Origin of the sequence: Brachybacterium rhamnosum (assembly GCF_039526185.1) — a bacterium.
In the GTDB taxonomy this organism is placed as follows: Bacteria; Actinomycetota; Actinomycetes; order Actinomycetales; family Dermabacteraceae; genus Brachybacterium; species Brachybacterium rhamnosum.
In genome coordinates, this window is the sequence record NZ_BAAAIS010000003.1 from 548,611 (window position 1) to 563,912 (window position 15,302).

At 75.2% G+C, this 15,302-nt stretch carries 17 protein-coding genes and 1 pseudogene; 6 read left to right on the forward strand and 12 right to left on the reverse strand.

What is annotated here, in order from left to right; translation table 11 throughout:
* Positions 1–19 precede the first annotated feature (19 nt).
* From cydB to ABD080_RS12625, 4 genes are read left to right on the forward strand one after another with little or no spacing between them, the layout of a single operon-like run.
* Positions 20–1,102, forward strand: coding sequence for a cytochrome d ubiquinol oxidase subunit II (gene cydB, locus ABD080_RS12610; RefSeq protein WP_343905340.1), 1,083 nt, complete (start codon positions 20–22; stop codon positions 1,100–1,102).
* Entirely contained in the window at positions 1,099–2,820 is a 1,722-nt protein-coding gene (cydD, locus tag ABD080_RS12615) for a thiol reductant ABC exporter subunit CydD (protein ID WP_205750638.1), read from the forward strand. Before cydB ends, cydD begins: the two co-directional genes overlap by 4 nt.
* Positions 2,817–4,457, forward strand: a complete 1,641-nt coding sequence (gene cydC, locus ABD080_RS12620; protein ID WP_137770571.1) for a thiol reductant ABC exporter subunit CydC — start codon at positions 2,817–2,819, stop codon at positions 4,455–4,457. The genes cydD and cydC overlap by 4 nt, the downstream gene beginning before the upstream one ends.
* Positions 4,454–5,572 carry a sensor histidine kinase gene (locus ABD080_RS12625; RefSeq protein ID WP_137770570.1) on the forward strand — a complete coding sequence of 373 codons (1,119 nt, stop codon included), beginning with the start codon at positions 4,454–4,456 and terminating at the stop codon, positions 5,570–5,572. Before cydC ends, ABD080_RS12625 begins: the two co-directional genes overlap by 4 nt.
* A 26-nt stretch (positions 5,573–5,598) precedes the next feature.
* On the opposite strand, the gene ABD080_RS12630 is transcribed toward ABD080_RS12625, so the two are convergent.
* The 9 genes from ABD080_RS12630 to ABD080_RS12670 are packed head-to-tail and all read right to left on the reverse strand — an operon-like array spanning position 5,599 to position 11,668.
* Positions 5,599–6,219, reverse strand: coding sequence for a response regulator transcription factor (locus ABD080_RS12630; protein WP_137770569.1), 621 nt, complete (start codon positions 6,217–6,219; stop codon positions 5,599–5,601).
* Entirely contained in the window at positions 6,216–7,229 is a 1,014-nt protein-coding gene (mutM, locus tag ABD080_RS12635) for a bifunctional DNA-formamidopyrimidine glycosylase/DNA-(apurinic or apyrimidinic site) lyase (protein ID WP_137770568.1), read from the reverse strand. Before mutM ends, ABD080_RS12630 begins: the two co-directional genes overlap by 4 nt.
* 13 nt (positions 7,230–7,242) lie before the next feature.
* Entirely contained in the window at positions 7,243–7,995 is a 753-nt protein-coding gene (rnc, locus tag ABD080_RS12640) for a ribonuclease III (RefSeq protein WP_137770567.1), read from the reverse strand.
* On the reverse strand, positions 7,992–8,567 hold the full coding sequence (locus ABD080_RS12645) for a YceD family protein (RefSeq protein ID WP_137770566.1): 576 nt from the start codon (positions 8,565–8,567) through the stop codon (positions 7,992–7,994). The genes rnc and ABD080_RS12645 overlap by 4 nt, the downstream gene beginning before the upstream one ends.
* Before the next feature lie 5 nt (positions 8,568–8,572).
* Positions 8,573–9,064 carry a pantetheine-phosphate adenylyltransferase gene (gene coaD / locus ABD080_RS12650; protein ID WP_137770565.1) on the reverse strand — a complete coding sequence of 164 codons (492 nt, stop codon included), beginning with the start codon at positions 9,062–9,064 and terminating at the stop codon, positions 8,573–8,575.
* Between the two features lie 40 nt (positions 9,065–9,104).
* Positions 9,105–9,515: a DUF3224 domain-containing protein gene (locus ABD080_RS12655; RefSeq protein WP_137770564.1), complete on the reverse strand. Its 411-nt coding sequence runs from the start codon at positions 9,513–9,515 to the stop codon at positions 9,105–9,107.
* Complete coding sequence (locus ABD080_RS12660) at positions 9,512–10,150, reverse strand: GNAT family N-acetyltransferase (RefSeq protein WP_343905348.1); 639 nt, start codon at positions 10,148–10,150, stop codon at positions 9,512–9,514. The genes ABD080_RS12655 and ABD080_RS12660 overlap by 4 nt, the downstream gene beginning before the upstream one ends.
* Positions 10,147–10,833, reverse strand: a complete 687-nt coding sequence (locus ABD080_RS12665; RefSeq protein WP_343905350.1) for a class I SAM-dependent methyltransferase — start codon at positions 10,831–10,833, stop codon at positions 10,147–10,149. Before ABD080_RS12665 ends, ABD080_RS12660 begins: the two co-directional genes overlap by 4 nt.
* Before the next feature lie 55 nt (positions 10,834–10,888).
* Positions 10,889–11,668, reverse strand: a complete 780-nt coding sequence (locus ABD080_RS12670; RefSeq protein WP_343905352.1) for an SDR family oxidoreductase — start codon at positions 11,666–11,668, stop codon at positions 10,889–10,891.
* A gap of 130 nt (positions 11,669–11,798) precedes the next feature.
* On the opposite strand from ABD080_RS12670, the pseudogene ABD080_RS12675 reads away from it, so the two are divergent.
* A pseudogene (locus ABD080_RS12675) lies at positions 11,799–12,614 on the forward strand (helix-turn-helix transcriptional regulator).
* A 39-nt stretch (positions 12,615–12,653) separates the two neighbouring features.
* Entirely contained in the window at positions 12,654–13,070 is a 417-nt protein-coding gene (locus tag ABD080_RS12680) for a helix-turn-helix domain-containing protein (protein WP_259359636.1), read from the forward strand.
* Here ABD080_RS12680 and ABD080_RS12685 read toward each other — a convergent pair.
* The 3 genes from ABD080_RS12685 to ABD080_RS12695 form a co-directional block, all read right to left on the reverse strand.
* Positions 13,057–13,647, reverse strand: coding sequence for a ClpP family protease (locus tag ABD080_RS12685; RefSeq protein WP_343905356.1), 591 nt, complete (start codon positions 13,645–13,647; stop codon positions 13,057–13,059). The two genes, ABD080_RS12680 and ABD080_RS12685, sit on opposite strands and share 14 nt — an antisense overlap.
* Positions 13,644–14,285 (reverse strand): ClpP family protease, encoded by a 642-nt coding sequence (locus ABD080_RS12690; protein WP_343905358.1) that lies wholly within the window; start codon positions 14,283–14,285, stop codon positions 13,644–13,646. The genes ABD080_RS12685 and ABD080_RS12690 overlap by 4 nt, the downstream gene beginning before the upstream one ends.
* Positions 14,286–14,356: 71 nt before the next feature.
* The gene (locus ABD080_RS12695; protein ID WP_343905360.1) at positions 14,357–15,286 is read right to left on the reverse strand and encodes a DUF6597 domain-containing transcriptional factor; all 930 of its coding nucleotides are present in this window, start codon (positions 15,284–15,286) and stop codon (positions 14,357–14,359) included.
* Positions 15,287–15,302 lie beyond the last annotated feature (16 nt).

The window sequence follows — 15,302 nt, forward strand, 5'->3', positions numbered from 1 at the left end:
GAACGGAAGGACGACCACCATGGACCCCCTCCTCGCCCCCACCGGCCTCCAGATCGCCTGGTTCGCGCTCATCGCGCTCCTGTTCGGCGTGTACTTCGTGCTCGAGGGCTTCGACTTCGGCGTGCAGATGAACGTGGGCACCCTCGCCCGCGACGACCACGAGCGCCACACCCTGCTGAGCACCATCCACCCCGTCTGGGACGGCAACCAGGTGTGGATCATCACCGGCGCCGCCGCGATCTTCGCGGCCTTCCCCGAGTGGTACGCCACGCTCTTCTCCGGCTTCTACCCCGTGCTGCTGCTCCTGCTGTTCTCACTGATCGTGCGCGTGGTCGCTTTCACCTATCGCGACGCGCGACCCGGCGACGCGTGGCGCCGCGCCTGGGACGGGATCCACGTCGCGACCGGCTTCCTGCCGCCGTTCCTCTGGGGCATCGTGCTCGGCGACGTCGTCGCGGGCGTCGAGATCGACCAGAACCGCTGGGTCGTGACCTCCGCCGCCGGGCTCCTGCAGCCCTTCGCGCTCCTCGCCGGGGTGGTGCTCGTGCTGCTGTTCTGGCTGCACGGCTCTCACTACCTCACGCTCAAGCTCCAGGGCGACCTGCGGGAGCGGGCCCGCCGCCGGGCACGACTGCTCATGCTCCCCGCCCTCCTGGGCGGCGCCGCGCTGCTGCTCTGGTATCAGCTGGCGTACTCGCACCAGTCGTGGACCTGGGCGCCGCTGCTCGCGGCGGCCCTCGCCCTCGTGGGGACTCTTCTCGCCCAGCGCGGCCGGCGCGAAGGGCTCACCCTCGTGGGGACAGGCGTCGCGATCCTCGCCGCGGCGGCGACGCTGTTCGGCGGACTGTTCCCCTACGTCATGCCGTCCACGGGCCTCGAGGGCACCGGGCTGACGGTCGCGGGCTCCTCCTCGACCCCGCACACGCTGACCATCATGCTCGTCGTGACCTGCATCCTCGTGCCGGTGATCCTCGTCTATCAGAGCTGGGCGTACTGGGTGTTCCGCCATCGTCTGAACGAGGACGGCTCCACCCGGGCCACCGTGAAGCCCCTCGCCGCCCGCCTCGCCGAGGGCCACCGTCGGGCGTTCGAGGCGGAGTGACCGCCCCCGCCGAGACCCCCGTCGGCAGCCGGGTCGACGCCCCGGCGGCGCCCGCCCGCCGCAGCCGCGCGCCCCTGGACCCGCGCCTCGTGCGGGAGGTGCGGGCCGCCCGGGGCCACGTGCTGCGCACCGTGCTGCTGGGGCTCGTGCAGGCGGGCTGCGCGATCACCGTCGCGCTCGGGCTCGCGCGGCTCGGCACGGCGCTGCTGCAGGACGGCACCCTGCCGACGGCCCTGCCGGGGACGCTCGCCGCCGTCCTCCTCGCCCTCGGCGTGAGGGCGCTCGCGGCAGGGATCACCGAGCGCTACGGCCACCGCTCCGCGACGGCCACTATCGCGGACCTCCGGCTGCGCCTGGTCTCCCACACGGCGGAGCTCGGCCCCCGGGCCGGAGCGGGGCGCGGGGCGGACGTCGCTTCGCTCGCGACGAGCGGGCTGGAGAAGCTGCGGCCCTATCTCGTGGGCTACGTCCCCCAGCTCCTGCTCGCCGCGACCGTCACCCCGCTGTGCCTCCTCGTGATCGCCCTGCTGGACCCGCTGAGCGCCGTCATCACCCTCGTGACCCTGCCGCTGATCCCGCTGTTCATGATCCTCGTGGGGTCCCTCACCGTGGGCCGCTCCGCCCGGCTCATCGAGGACATGCGCTCGCTGTGGGCGCAGCTGCTGGACCTCGTGGACGGGCTGCCCACCCTGCGCGCCCTGGGCCGCGAGCACGGGCCCGAGCGCACCGTGCGCGCGCTCGGCGACCGCCACCGCGCCTCCGCCCTCGGCTCGCTGCGCTACGCCTTCCTCTCCTCGATGGTGCTCGAGTTCCTCTCGACCCTGTGCGTCGCCCTCGTCGCGGTGAGCATCGGTCTCCGGCTCGTCGCCGGGGAGATGGAGCTCGCCCCGGCGCTCGCGGTGCTCGTGCTCGCCCCCGAGGTGCACCTGCCGCTGCGGAGCGTCGGCGCCCGCTACCACGCCTCGACCGATGGCCTCGCGGCGCTCGACGCGACCTTCACCGTGCTCGCGGAGCCCCTGTCCTCCGCGGGAACGCTGCCCGCGCCGGACCTGCGCCGCTCGACCCTCGCCCTGCGGGACATCGCCGTGGCCTCCCGCCATGGTCTCGCCCCGGACGGCGCCGAGCTCACCCTGCGCCCGGGCCGCGTGCTCGCGCTCACCGGCGCCTCCGGGACCGGCAAGACCACCGCCGTGCAGGTGCTGCTGGGCCTGCTCGACCCCGACCGCGGACGCGCCGAGGTGATCGGGCCCGACGGCGCCGTGACCGACGTCCGCGACCTGGACCGGCGCAGCTACTGGGACCAGCTGACCCTGCTCCCCCAGCGCCCGGTGCTCCCACCGGGCACGCTCCGCGAGGTGCTCGCCGCCGCCCGTCCCGATGCCGGCGCGGAGGAGCTCGAGGAGGCGGCGCGGCTCACGGGGCTCGCCCCGGTCATCGCGGCCCGCGGCTGGGACGCCGACCTCGGCCGCGGCGGTCGCGGCCTGTCCCTCGGCGAGCGGCAGCGCCTCTCCCTCGCTCGGGCGCTCCTGTCCCCCGCCCCGCTCGTGGTCCTCGACGAGCCGACGGCCCACCTCGACGGCGGCACGGAGCAGATCGTCCTGGACCTCGTGGACCGCCTGCGCGAGCAGGGACGCACCGTCCTCGTCGTCGCGCATCGTGAGACCCTCCTCGGACGGGCGGACGACGTCGTGTCCCTCGGGACGGAGGTGACCCGATGATCGCGCTGCGCACGGCGGAGCGGGCCCTCGCGCTCCCGCGGGGTCGGCTGCTCGCCGCCGTCCTCGCCGCCGCCGCGACCGCCGGGGCGGCCTTCGCCCTCGCCGCGGTCTCCGCCTATCTCGTCACCCGCGCCTGGACGATGCCGCCCGTGCTCGACCTGACGGTCGCGGTGGTCGCCGTGCGCGCCCTCGGAGTCTCCCGGGCGGTGCTGCGCTGGCTGGACCGGATGCTCGCGCACGACGTCGCCCTGCGCGGCGTCGTCTCCCTGCGCGCCACCCTGTACACGGCGCTCGCCTCCCGTCGCGACGACGCGCTGACCCGCCTGCGCCGCGGCGACCTGCTCACCCGGCTCGGGGACGACGCCCAGGAGCTCGGCGACCACGTCGTCTCCGCGATCGTCCCCGCGCTCGTCGCGGCCGTGATGGCCGTGGTCGCCGTCGTCACGATCGCGCCGATCTCGCCGCTCGGCGCGGCGGCGATGCTACTGGGACAGCTCGTCGCCGCTCTCCTCGCCCCCGCCGCCGCGCACCGCGCGGCCCGGGTGCGGGAGGAGGCGGTGGTCGAGGGCCGCGCGGGGGTGGGCACGAGCCTGCTCGAGATCCTCGACGACGCGACCTCCCTGCGGCTCGAGGGCCGGCTCGAGGACTCCCTGACCGGTCTCGCCGCCTCCCAGCGGCGCCAGGACCGCGCCCTGGACCGCGCCGCCCTGCCTTCCGCCCTCGCGACGGCCGCCGTGCCGCTCGCGATCGCCCTGACCGTGCTCGGGTCCCTGATCGCGGCGGGCGCCGCGTGGTCCGCCGGCGCCGCGACCGCCGGGCAGATCGGCGTCCTCGTGCTCCTGCCGCTCTCCGCCTTCGAGGCCGCGACCGCGCTGCCCGCCGCGGCCGCCCAGCACGCCCGCTCCCGCTCCGCCGCCGCCCGCCTCGAGGCCGCGGCCGGTGAGCGCTGGGACGCGGCCCGACCGGAGCCCTCCCGCACCGCCGAGCGCGCGATCACCGCGCCGCTGCGCGCCCAGGGGCTCACCGCGGGCTGGTCGGCCGGGGCGCCGGTCGTCCGGGACCTCGACCTCGACCTGCCCGCCGGGTCGCGGCTCGCGGTGCTCGGTCCCTCCGGCAGCGGGAAGACCACGCTGCTGCTCACGCTCGCCGGGCTGCTCGACCCGCTCGCGGGCACCGTCGACGCCGCGGGCCAGGACCCTCGCCAGCAGGTCACGGCCTTCCCCGAGGACTCGCACGTCTTCGCGACGACGCTGCGGGAGAACCTGCGCGTGGTGCGCGGGGACCTCGCGGACAAGGAGGCGCTCTCAGCGCTCGGGGCCGTCGGCCTCGCGGCATGGGTGGGCACCCTCCCGGCGGGGCTCGACACCCTGCTCGGACCGGACGGCACCACCGTCTCCGGCGGCGAGCGGCGTCGCCTGCTGCTCGCGCGCGCCGTGGTGCGCCGCGGCCCGGTGCTCCTGCTCGACGAGCCCACCGAGCACCTCGACGCCGCCCGCGGCGACGCGCTGCTGCGCGCCCTGCTCACCCCCGGGGACGAGTCCCTCGTGCCGGCGACGAGCACGGTCGTGGTCGTCACCCATCGGGAGTCGGCGATCCCGCCCGGCACCCCCGTGCTCAGGATCGAGGAGCTCCGATGACCCGCACCCGGATCCAGGACCTCACGAGCGCCGTGCTCGCGGGCGCGGAGCCCGAGGAGCTGCTCGAGCTGCTCGTCCGCTCGGCGCGCACGGACCTCGGGGCGGAGAACGCCCTGCTCGTGCTCGCCGACGGCGCCGGCGGCTGGATCGTCGAGCTCGCGGACGGCCCCTCCTCCTCCCGTCTGCTCGGCGCCCCCGTCCCGGCGGCGTCGGGTCTCGGCACCGCGCTGCGCACCGGTTCGGCGGAGGGCGTCGAGTCGATCGCGACGGTGGACCTCGGCTCCGGGATGCTCGCGGTGGACGCCGCGGTGGTCGATGCCGGGGAGCACGGGACCGGCGCCCTGCTGGTGCTCGGCCCGCCGACGACGACCGGTCCCTCACGCGCCGGCACCGGCAGCCGGGAGCGGCTCGACGCGCTCGCCGCGCTCGTGGCGCTCACGCTGCGCCTCCCGGACCTCGGCGACGCGGGCGAGCTCGACGACGAGCGCGGGCGCATCGCCCGCGACCTCCACGACCTCGCTATCCAGGAGCTCTTCGCGGTGGGGATGGAGCTCGAGGCCCTCGCCCAGTCGCTCTCCTCCACCGGCGAGCCGCCCAGCAACGCGCGGATCCGCTCGGCGGTCGCCGCCGGCGTCGAGGGCGTCGAGAACGCGGTGGCGCAGATCCGTCAGATCGTGCAGTCCCTGCGCCGCGAGCGCAGCGAGGCGACGCTCGCGGAGCGGCTGCGCCACGAGGTGGGCCTCGCCACCAGCGGGCTCGGCTTCGTGCCGACCCTGCGTATGCCCGCGGACCCCTCGGAGCTCGACCGCATGCTCCCCCGGGAGATCGCCGAGGACGTGGTCGCCGTGGTGCGCGAGTGCCTCGCCAACGCCGCCCGGCATGCCCATGCGAGCGCGGTCGCCGTCTCGGTCAGCGTGATCGAGGAGGGGGTGGACCGGGTGGTCCAGGTCGACGTCTCGGACAACGGCCGCGGGATCGACCCGTCGGTGCGCCGCCGCAGCGGTCTCGCGAACATGTCCTCGCGGGCGCGGCGGCACTCCGGCTGGGTCGACGCGATCAGCCTCGAGCCCGGCACGATGATCTCGTGGCGGGTGACGCTGCCCCCGGAGGACTGAGGAGGACTGGAACCGCTCCGTCGGGCTCAGCGCCAGCCGGCGCGACGCCGGGCCGCGACCATGGCGACGACCTGGGTGCGGCGCTGCATGCCGAGGGTCTGCAGGATCACCGTGATCCGGTTCTTCACCGTCTTCTCCGCGATCCCCAGCTGCTCGGCGATCTCCCGGTTCGAGTGGCCGTCGCCGATGAGCTCGACGATCCGGGCGTCCGACGGCGACAGCTCCGGCTCCTCGCTCTCATGGCCGGCGGGCCAGATGCTCCCCCCGCCGTGCACCGCGAGGATCGCGTCGACGATCTCCTGGGAGCGGGCGGACTTCAGCACGAGCCCCGCCGCGCCGCTCTCACGGGACTCCCGCACGGCTGCGTCGTCGTCGAAGCTCGTGAGCACGAGAATCGTCTGCTCGGGCTCGACCTCCCGGGCGCGGCGCATGACGTCGAGCCCGGTGCCGTCGGGCAGCTGGAGGTCCACCACGAGCACCTCGGGGCGGATCGCGGGCAGGCGACGGTTCGCCTCGGCGACCGTGGACGCCTCCCCCACCACCTCCAGCCGGGGATGGGAGGAGATGACGGTGACGATGCCGCGGCGCACCACCTCGTGATCGTCCACGAGCATGACGCGGATCGGGGGCGGGGTCTGGTCGCTCATCGCGAAGGTCCTTCCGTCGGGCGGGATCGGGGTGGTCGCGGGGCCCGCTGGCAGCGCGGGCAGAAGTGGCTCGAGCGGCCGGCGAAGGCACGGCGGCGGATCGGCGTCCCGCAGCGCGGGCACGGCTCCCCCTCCTTGCCGTAGGCGGCGAGGGAGCGGGCGAAGTAGCCGCTGCGGCCGTCGACGTTCACGTACAGCGCGTCGAAGCTCGTGCCGCCCACCGCGAGGGCGCGGCGCATGACGGCGGCGGTCTCCCGCAGCAGGGCGTGGGCGGTGCGCTGGGAGAGCGCCGCGCCGGGGGTGTCGTCGCGCACGCGGGCGGCCCAGAGGCCCTCGTCCGCGTAGATGTTGCCGATCCCGGAGACGAGCGCCTGGTCCAGCAGCAGCGCCTTCACCGGTGCGCGACGGGTGCGCATCCGGCGGGCCACCTCGGGGAGGTCGATCGCGGGGTCGAGGAGGTCGCGGGCCACGTGCGCGGCGGCCTCGGGCAGCAGGGCGTCCGGGCTGCCCTCGCCGGCGGGGAGACCGTCCGGGGCGGGGACGAGCGGGCTCGCCCAGAGCCCTCCGAAGAGCCGCTGATCCACGAGGTCGATGCGGGAGCCGTCGTCGAGCCAGAGCGAGACCCGGCGGTGGCGGAGCGGATCGGAGGCCGGCCCCTCGGACGCCTCGCGCGCCGGGTCCGGGGTCTCCCCCGTCGTGAGGCGGAGCTGGCCGCTCATGCCGAGGTGCGCCATGAGCGCCTCGCCGGTCTCCGCGCCGTCCGACCCCCCGCCGTCCGACACCGCACCGTCGGCCGTCGGCCCGTCGGCCAGGCGCAGCCACAGGAACTTCCCGCGGCGCACGACGGCGCTGATCCGAGCGCCCAGCAGCACAGCGCGCAGGCGGTCCTCCCCGCCGCTCTGGCGGCGCAGGCTGCGGGCGTCGAGCACCTCGAGCCCCGTGATCGTGCGGCCCACGGCGCGCGCGGCGAGACCGCGACGCACCACCTCGACCTCGGGCAGCTCCGGCATGCGCGGTCCCGGCTCAGCCGCGCGGGATGAGCGTCTCGCCGCGCTCGGCGAGGATCGCCCGCACCGCGTTCTGGGCGGCCGCGAGCTCGGCGTCCTTCTTCGAATGCCCCTCGCCGCTCGCGGAGACCACGCCCTCGACGCTCACCTGCGCGGTGAAGGTCTTGTCGTGCTCGAGGCCGGTCTCGGTGATCCGGTAGACCGGGGTGAGCCCGGAGGCCGCGGCGATCTCCTGGAGACGGGACTTGAAGTCGTAGCTGGACTCGAGGAACTCGTCGGAGTCCAGCAGCGGCGACATGAGGTCCAGCACGAAGCGGCGCGAGACGTCCTGCCCGCAGGCGAGGTGCACGGAGCCGATGACGGCCTCGGTGGTGTCCGCGAGGATCGAGACCTTCGCACGGCCGCCGGAGAGGTCCTCCCCGCGGCCCAGCTTCACGTACTCCCCCAGGCGCAGCCGGCTCGCGATCACGGCGAGCGCGCGGGCGCTCACGGTCGCGGCGCGGCGCCGGGCGAGATCACCCTCGGGCAGGCTCGGATGGTCCGCGTAGAGCTTCTCGGTGACGGCGAGCTGGAGCACGGCGTCGCCGAGGAACTCGAGGCGCTCGTTGTGCGGGATGCCGTCGTTCTCGTAGGAGTAGGAGCGGTGGGTGAGCGCGAGGTCCAGCAGGCCGGACTCGCGCAGATCCGCCGCCTGGCCGCCGTCGAGCGGGAGCACGTCGATCAGGCCCTGGGGGTCGGCGGCCTCGGTGGAGCGTCGCCGACGGCTCATCGCTCGTCGTCCTCGAAGAAGCCCTCGAGGGCGGCGAAGCGGTCGTCGATCACCTCGTGGTGGTGCTCGGGGTCGTCCTCCATGCGGAAGCCGCAGGTGGGGCACAGCCCCGGGCAGTCGGGACGGCACAGGGGGCGCTCGTCGGCGTCGACGGCGAGCGCGTCGCGCACGAGCGGGTTGAGGTCCGCGGTGTCGTCGTCGGCGAGCAGCACGGAGTCCTCGCGGTCCGCGGCCTTGACCTTCTGCGGGTAGAGGAACAGCTCGTCGAGGCGGGAGGAGAACTCCTGCTCGACGGGGTCCAGGCAGCGGGAGCACTCCCCCACGAGGTGGGCGCCGACGGTGCCGTGGGCGTAGATCCCCTCGACGACGGACTCGAGCTCCACGTCGATGAGCAGGTCCGCGCCCTCCTCGGGCTGCATGGCGGGGCCCAGGTCGTCGCGCGCGGGAGCGGGCACGGTGCGCTCCACGTGGCGGTGGGAGCCGGTGCGGCCCACGAGGTCGACGGCGTCCAGGCGCAGTCCGGGCGCGAACTCGGGCTCGCGTGCGTCAGGGGTGGCAGGCGTGGTGGGCATGGGATTCAGGATACGCGGGAGGCGGCGACGAGTGCGTCGAGAGCGGGCGCCGGGAGCATGTCGGAGACGTCACCGCCGAGGGCGTGCACCTCCCGCACGAGGCTCGAGGAGATGTGCGCGAGATCCGCGGCGGTGAGCAGGAAGACGGTGTCCACCTCCGCGAGGTGGCGGTTCATCCGCGCCATCGGCTCCTCGTAGGCGAGGTCGATCTGGGAGCGGAGCCCGCGCACCACGGCGTGGGCCCCCGCCTCGCGGCAGAAGTCGACGAGCAGCCCGCGGCCCAGGGTCCTCACCTCGCAGCGCTCGGTGAGCCCCTCCGCCGCGAGGGTCTCGCGGATGACCTGCTGGCGGGTCTCGAGGTCCAGGACGTTCTTCTTGCCGGGGTTGTGGCTCACGGCGATCACGACGGAGTCCGCGAGGGCGGCCGCGCGGCGCGCGAGGTCCAGGTGGCCCAGCGTGAAGGGGTCGAAGGATCCGGGGAGGACGACCGTGCTCATGGCCCCCACTCTAGGGGCCGGAGCGGCCGGGGACCGTCGGTCAGGCCGGGGTGAGGGCGGCGTGGTGGGTGCCGTCCTCGGCGATGCCCTCGATCGTGATCTCCCCGCGCAGCCCGGCGAGCGCGCCGCTGCCGCCGCCGGGCACGATCCGGTACGTGAGGCCCACGTCCTCGCCCTCCATCGTCCCGGACTGCTGGAGCGTGAGGGTGCCGGCGTGGCCGCCGACGGCGCCCTCGAACACCTCGAGCGCCACGTAGCCGGCGCTGCCCGCCTCGGGGTCCCCCGCGGTGAGCATGACGCCGCGGCTGGTCCCCTCGATGCCGCCGTGCCAGGTCTTCTCGAGGTCGAAGCGGCCGGTGCCCTCGAGCACCGTGTCACCGGGGACCATGGAGACGGTGAAGGTCGCCGTGACGGGCACGGCGGGCTCGACGGGGCTGACGCTGGTGCTCATCGGGTCTCCTGGTGGGAGGCGGTCTCGTCGGACCCGGTCATCCTCTCACCGGCGGCGCGCTCGGAGGCGAGGATCGCGTAGGTCGCACCGTCCATCCAGTGGCCGGAGCGGTGCAGGGAGTCCTCGCGGTGCACGGCCTCCAGGCGCATGCCGATCTTCTCCATCACGCGGCGGGAGGCGGTGTTGACGGCGAAGCACTCGGCGACGACGCGGCGGATCCCGAGGCCGTCGATCGCGACGTCGAGCAGGGCCGCGGCGAGCTCGGTGCCGATCCCCTCGCCCTGCCGGCCCGGGTCGACGGTCCAGCCGAGCTCGGCGAGGGTCCCGCGGGCCTGCTCGACCACGTCGGACTGGCCCCAGGCGTCCTGGACCTTGATCATTCCGGTCGCGACGATCACCCCGTCCCGCTCGGCGACGACGGTGCTCGCGAGGCGGCTCGGCTCGTCCCACCACTCCTGCATCGCCGCGAGGTCACCGGGGCGGGTGGTCGTGTACTCCTGCACGTCCTCGCGCCCGTACCAGGGCCAGATCGCGGCGGCGTCCTCGGGGCGCGCGGGGCGCAGGGCGAGGTGGGCGGTGCGCAGGGGCCAGTCGAGGTCGGCGAGGACGGGGTGGGCTGGAGGCGTGTCGGTCACCGGCTCAGGGTAGGACCGGAACCGCCGTGAGCCGGCATCGACCGAGGTGACGCCCCCTCGCCGCCGGGGCCGGCGACCGCCTCGATCGCGAGATGAGGGCGGCTCCCGGGGTCGGTGCGGCGTACCACGTCGACGGGCTCGAGCCCCGCCGCCCGCAGCAGGGCGACGACGACGGACACCGGCCAGCGGTGCGCGGTGACCACCGCATGCTCGAAGGGCTCAGGCCCTGGCGCGTCGCCGCCGTCGAACAGTCCCAGCAGCAGCCGGCCGCAGGGTCGCAGCGCCCCACGGATCCTGGCGAGCGCCCCGGGCAGCGCCGCGGGGTCGAGGTGGATCAGCGAGTACCAGGCGAGGATCCCGCCGTACCCGCCGTCGGGCCCGGGCACGTCCAGCAGGTCCCGGGCACCGCCGAGTCGCACGTCGATGTCCGGCCGACGGTCCCGGGCGATCTCCACGAACGCCGGCACCGGGTCGATCCCGCGCACCTCGTGACCGCGGTCGACGAGGTGCGCGGTCCAGTGCCCGGGACCGCAGCCGAGGTCGAGGATCGGACCGTCCACACGGGCCGCCCAGCCCTCCAGGTGGCCGCGGTCCTGGAGGGCGAGGTCCTCGACGTGACCGAGCAGCGTCGCGTACTCGACCGCCCGCTCGGAGTAGGCGATGCGCACCTGATCGGATCCCATCCGAGCAGGCTATGCGGCCACCCCTCGACGCTTCCGGGGCGCGCCGGAGACGGGGTCAGGCGAGCGGCGGGTTCAGCCGCGCCACGGCCTCCTCGTAGCTGCCGCGCACCTCGGCGAGGCGCAGCGGCTCCACGTGCCGCACGAGGATCTCCCGGGCGGCGCGCGGATCCGCGGGCGGCGCGTCGAGCAGCGCCACGACCTCGTCCGCGAAGGCCTCGAGGTCCATCGCGCCGGGGCTGTCGCGGTGGCCGGGCATGAGATCGGTGCCGACGGCCGGCGGCACCAGCTCGATCATCTCGATGCCGGCGGGCGCGAGCTGGAGGCGCAGCGACTCGGTGAGCCGGTGCACCGCGGCCTTCGTGGCCGTATAGGTGGGCGTGGCGCGCATCGGCACGTGGGCGAGGCCGGAGGTGACCGTCATGATCGTGGCGTCGCCCCGGGCGCGGAAGTGCTCCTGGACGGCGGCGACGAGCCGGATCGTGCCGAGCAGGTTCGTCGTCACCGCCCGCTCGGCGGTCGCGAGGGCCGAGACGGGATCGGACCAGTCCTCCGCCTGCATGATCCCCGCCATCGTCACGAGCACGTCGAGGTCGGGATGGCGGGCGATCACCTCGGCGACGGCGTGCTCGATGCTGCGGGGATCAGCGACGTCGATCTCGACGGTGTCCAGCCCGGGGTGCTCGCGGGCGATCTGTTCCAGGAGGGCGGTCCGGCGGCCGCCGACGATCACGGTGCTGCCACGCTCCCGCAGGCGCAGGGCGAGGGCGAGGCCGATGCCGCTCGTCGCACCGGGGACGAGGATCGTGTGGCTGCTGAGGTTCGCTCGAAGTGTCATGACCCCAGCGTGGGCCCGGCGAGCGTGGCGCTCCAGACCGCGCCGATCGGGGAATCCGCGATCCCTGGATACGCCCCGGCCGCCCTGCGATGCTTCGGGGAGGGACCGACCCGCCCTCGCCGCCTTCCTCGTGCAGCACCGAGCCGACCTCCGCCCGGAGGACGTCGGGCTGCCGGCGGGCGCCCGCCGCCGCACGGCGGGACTGCGCCGCGAGGAGGTCGCCCTGCTCGCGGCGATGTCCGTCGACTACTACACGCGGCTCGAGCAGAGGCGCGGGCCGCAGCCGAGCCCTCCGCTGCTCGCCGCGCTCGCCCGCGCCCTGCGCCTCACCGACGACGAGCGCGACTACCTCTTCCGGGTGGCGGGACACCCCGCGCCGGACCGCTCCTCCCCGCAGGGGCACGTCGCCCCGGGTCTGCTGCGCGTGCTGGACCGGCTCACCGACACGCCCGCCCTGATCATCACCTCCCTCGGGGAGACGCTCGTGCAGAACGAGCCGGCCCGCGCCCTGTTCGGGGACACGGACCATCTGCGGGGCCCGGAGCGCTCCGCGATCCACCGCTGGTTCGCGGACCCCGCCGCCGGTCGCGGCGCCTACCCGGCGCGGGACCATGCCCATCAGGGCCGCCTCCAGGTCGCCCAGCTGCGCGCCGCCTAAGGCAGGGAGACCACCCGTGCCCGCGCCACGGAGATGGCCCGCGACCTCACCGCACGCAGCCCCGAGTTCGCCCAGCTATGGGAGCGGCAGGAGGTGGGGCACCGCTTCGAGGACCGCAAGACCGTCGTGCACCCGCAGATCGGGGAGATCGACGTGGACTGCCAGGCCCTGGTCACCGAGGACGAGTCCCAGGTGCTGCTCTTGATCACCGCGCCGCCCCGCTCGGAGGCCGCGAGCCGTCTCGCGCTGCTCGCGGTGATCGGCAGCGAGGATCCGCTCACAGCGTAGACCGGTGTGCGCCGGGACACGGGATCGTAGGCTCGGTGCATGGACGCCATCGAGCCGATCGACGCCGCCGGCCCGTCGGCCAGCACCGGTCCGTCGCACGCCACCGAGCCGCTGCTGCGGGAGCTCGTCGGCGCGGTGCTGCGCGAGGAGCGCCTCCGCCAGGGCCGCACCCTCGCCCGTCTCGCCGCCGCGAGCGGAGTGAGCATGCAGCACCTGAGCGACGTCGAGCGTGGCCGCAAGGACCCCTCCTCCGAGGTGCTCGCCGCGATCACGGGCGCGCTCGGCCTCAGCGTCTACGAGATCGGCGACCGGGTCGCCGCGCTCCGCCGCTCCCCCGCCGCCCTGCGCGTCCTCGACCTCACCGCCGCCGGTCGCCGGGAGCTGCCGCTCCCGGGGCCGACGGCCGCGTCCCCCGGCGCCCTGGCCACCGGCCCGGTGCTGCTCAGCGTCGCCTGAGCACCGTGTCCGCGAGGCCGTAGTCGACGGCCGCCTGCGCATCGAGCACGCGCTCCCGCTCGAGGTCCTCACGGACCTGCGCGATCGGTCGGCCGCTGTGCTCGGCGAGCACCGTCTCGAGCTCGCGCCGCACCCGCTCGACCTCCTGGGTCGCGAGGATGAGGTCCGGGATCGCGCCGCGGCCGCTCGCCTCGAGCGGGTGCAGCACCACCCGGGCGTGCGGGAGCACCGAGCGCAGCCCCGGGGTGCCCGCGGCGAGCAGCACGACGGGCGCCGCGACCACCTGGCCGATGCAGGTCACCGCGATCGGGCAGCGCACGTAGGCGAGGGCGTCGTGGATCGCGAGAACGGCCTGCGCGTCCCCGCCCTCGGAGTTGAGGTACAGCTGGATCCGCTGCCCGGGGGCGTCGTTCTCGAGGTGGAGGACCTGGGCGATGATCGTGTTGGCTACCCCGTCGTCCACTCCCGTGCCGAGGTAGACGATGCGGTCCGAGAGCAGGCGGGAGAAGACGTCCGCACTGCGCTCGGTCCCGCTGACGGTGCGCTCGATGACGCTGGGGATCGTGTAGGAGCTCATCGGGACACCCCGCTCGGGCGGGCCGGGCCGCCGAAGGGCAGGAGCTCGGCGAGGGAGCCCAGCACGTGGTCGGCGAAGCCGTACTCGACGGCCGCCTGCGCCTCCCAGATCCGGTCCCGCTCCGAGACCCGGGCGATCGTCTCGCGGCTCTGCCCGGTGCGCTCCGCGGTGAGGTCCAGCAGCAGGTCCCGGCCGCGCCGCAGGTCCTCCGCCTGGAGCTCGATGTCCGCGGCGCTGCCGCCGAACCCGGCCGACCCCTGGTGCATGAGCACCCGCGCGTGCGGGAGCACGTACCGCTTGCCGGGGGTGCCGTGGGTGAGCAGGAACTGGCCGGCGCTGTAGGCCATGCCGAGGGCGACGGTGCGCACGTCGCACGGGACGAGGTCCATGAGGTCGCCGATCGCGAGCATCGCGGGGACCAGGCCGCCCGGGGAGTTGATCAGCAGGGTCACGTCCCGGGTGGGGTCCTCGGCGGCGAGGAGCACGAGCTGGGCGCACAGCTGAGCGCCGTTGTCCTGCTCGAGCTCCCGGTCCAGCAGCAGGATCCTCTGGTGCAGGAGGCCAGCGGCGGTGCGCTCGGTGAGGGCGGTGGGCGGCGGGGTCTCGGTCTCGGCGGTGAGGGCGGGTGTCGATGTCATGCCCCCGAGCCTGCTCCGCCGGTCGGGCCGACGGGGCGCTCTCCGTCCTGCGCTGATCCGCCGTCCGCTGATCAGCGGCCGGCGGAGGAGCGCGCGGCGGGTGCCGAGCCGGCGACATCCCGGCGATCGGTGTCCCGGCGTGCGGCGTCCCCTCGCGCCGCGTCCCGGCGTGCGGCGTAGGCGGCCGGGGTGAGGCCCTTGATCGCGTGCACGTCCCGGATGAAGTGCGACTGGTCGAACCAGCCGAGGTCCGCGGCGATCGTCGCGGCGGGGCGGGGGTCCCCGCGGTCGATCGCGGCGAGCGCGTCCATGACGCGGGCGCGCACGAGCATCCGCTTGGGCCCCACCCCCACGTGCCGGGCGAGCAGACGCTGGAGGGTGCGGGCCGTCATCCCGGTGCGCTCCTGGAGCGCGGCGAGCGAGATGACGGCGGGGTCGTCGAGCAGGTCGAGCACGGCGCGCAGGGTGAGCAGTCCCGGGGTGTCCCGCGGGCCGAGGGCCAGCAGCCAGGCGTCGAGAGCGCCCGCCGCGGCGTCAACGTCCTCCGGGAGGTCGTCGGGGAAGGGCGGGTCGGTGAACCAGCGCGCGGCGGGGACGGTGCGGTCCCGCAGGGTGCTCACCGCCTCGCTCCGGAAGGCGGCGGTCCCTCCCCGGCGGAAGCGCACGCCGACGACGCTGCCGCGCCCGGTGAGCCGCACGTCGAACACGCCGCGGGTGACGGGGCCGGTGATCCAGGTGCCGCCGCCGTCGGCGCCGCGGCGGAGCACGTCCCCGCGCTCGAGCGTGAGGTGCACGCACGGGTCGTCGAGGGTGGCGACGGGGTAACTCGTGCCCTCCTCGAGGTCCCAGCGCACGGACCAGTAGCGGTCCACCCACGGGGCGAGCTCCTCCGACGGGGGCGCGGAGCCGTAGCGGGCGCGCGCGAGGAACTCCTCCGGATGCAGCACGTGGCCGTACATGTGCTCCGGTGTCGCGTTCGTCCCATCGCCGGCGGTGGTCATGGGGGCAGTGTGGCAG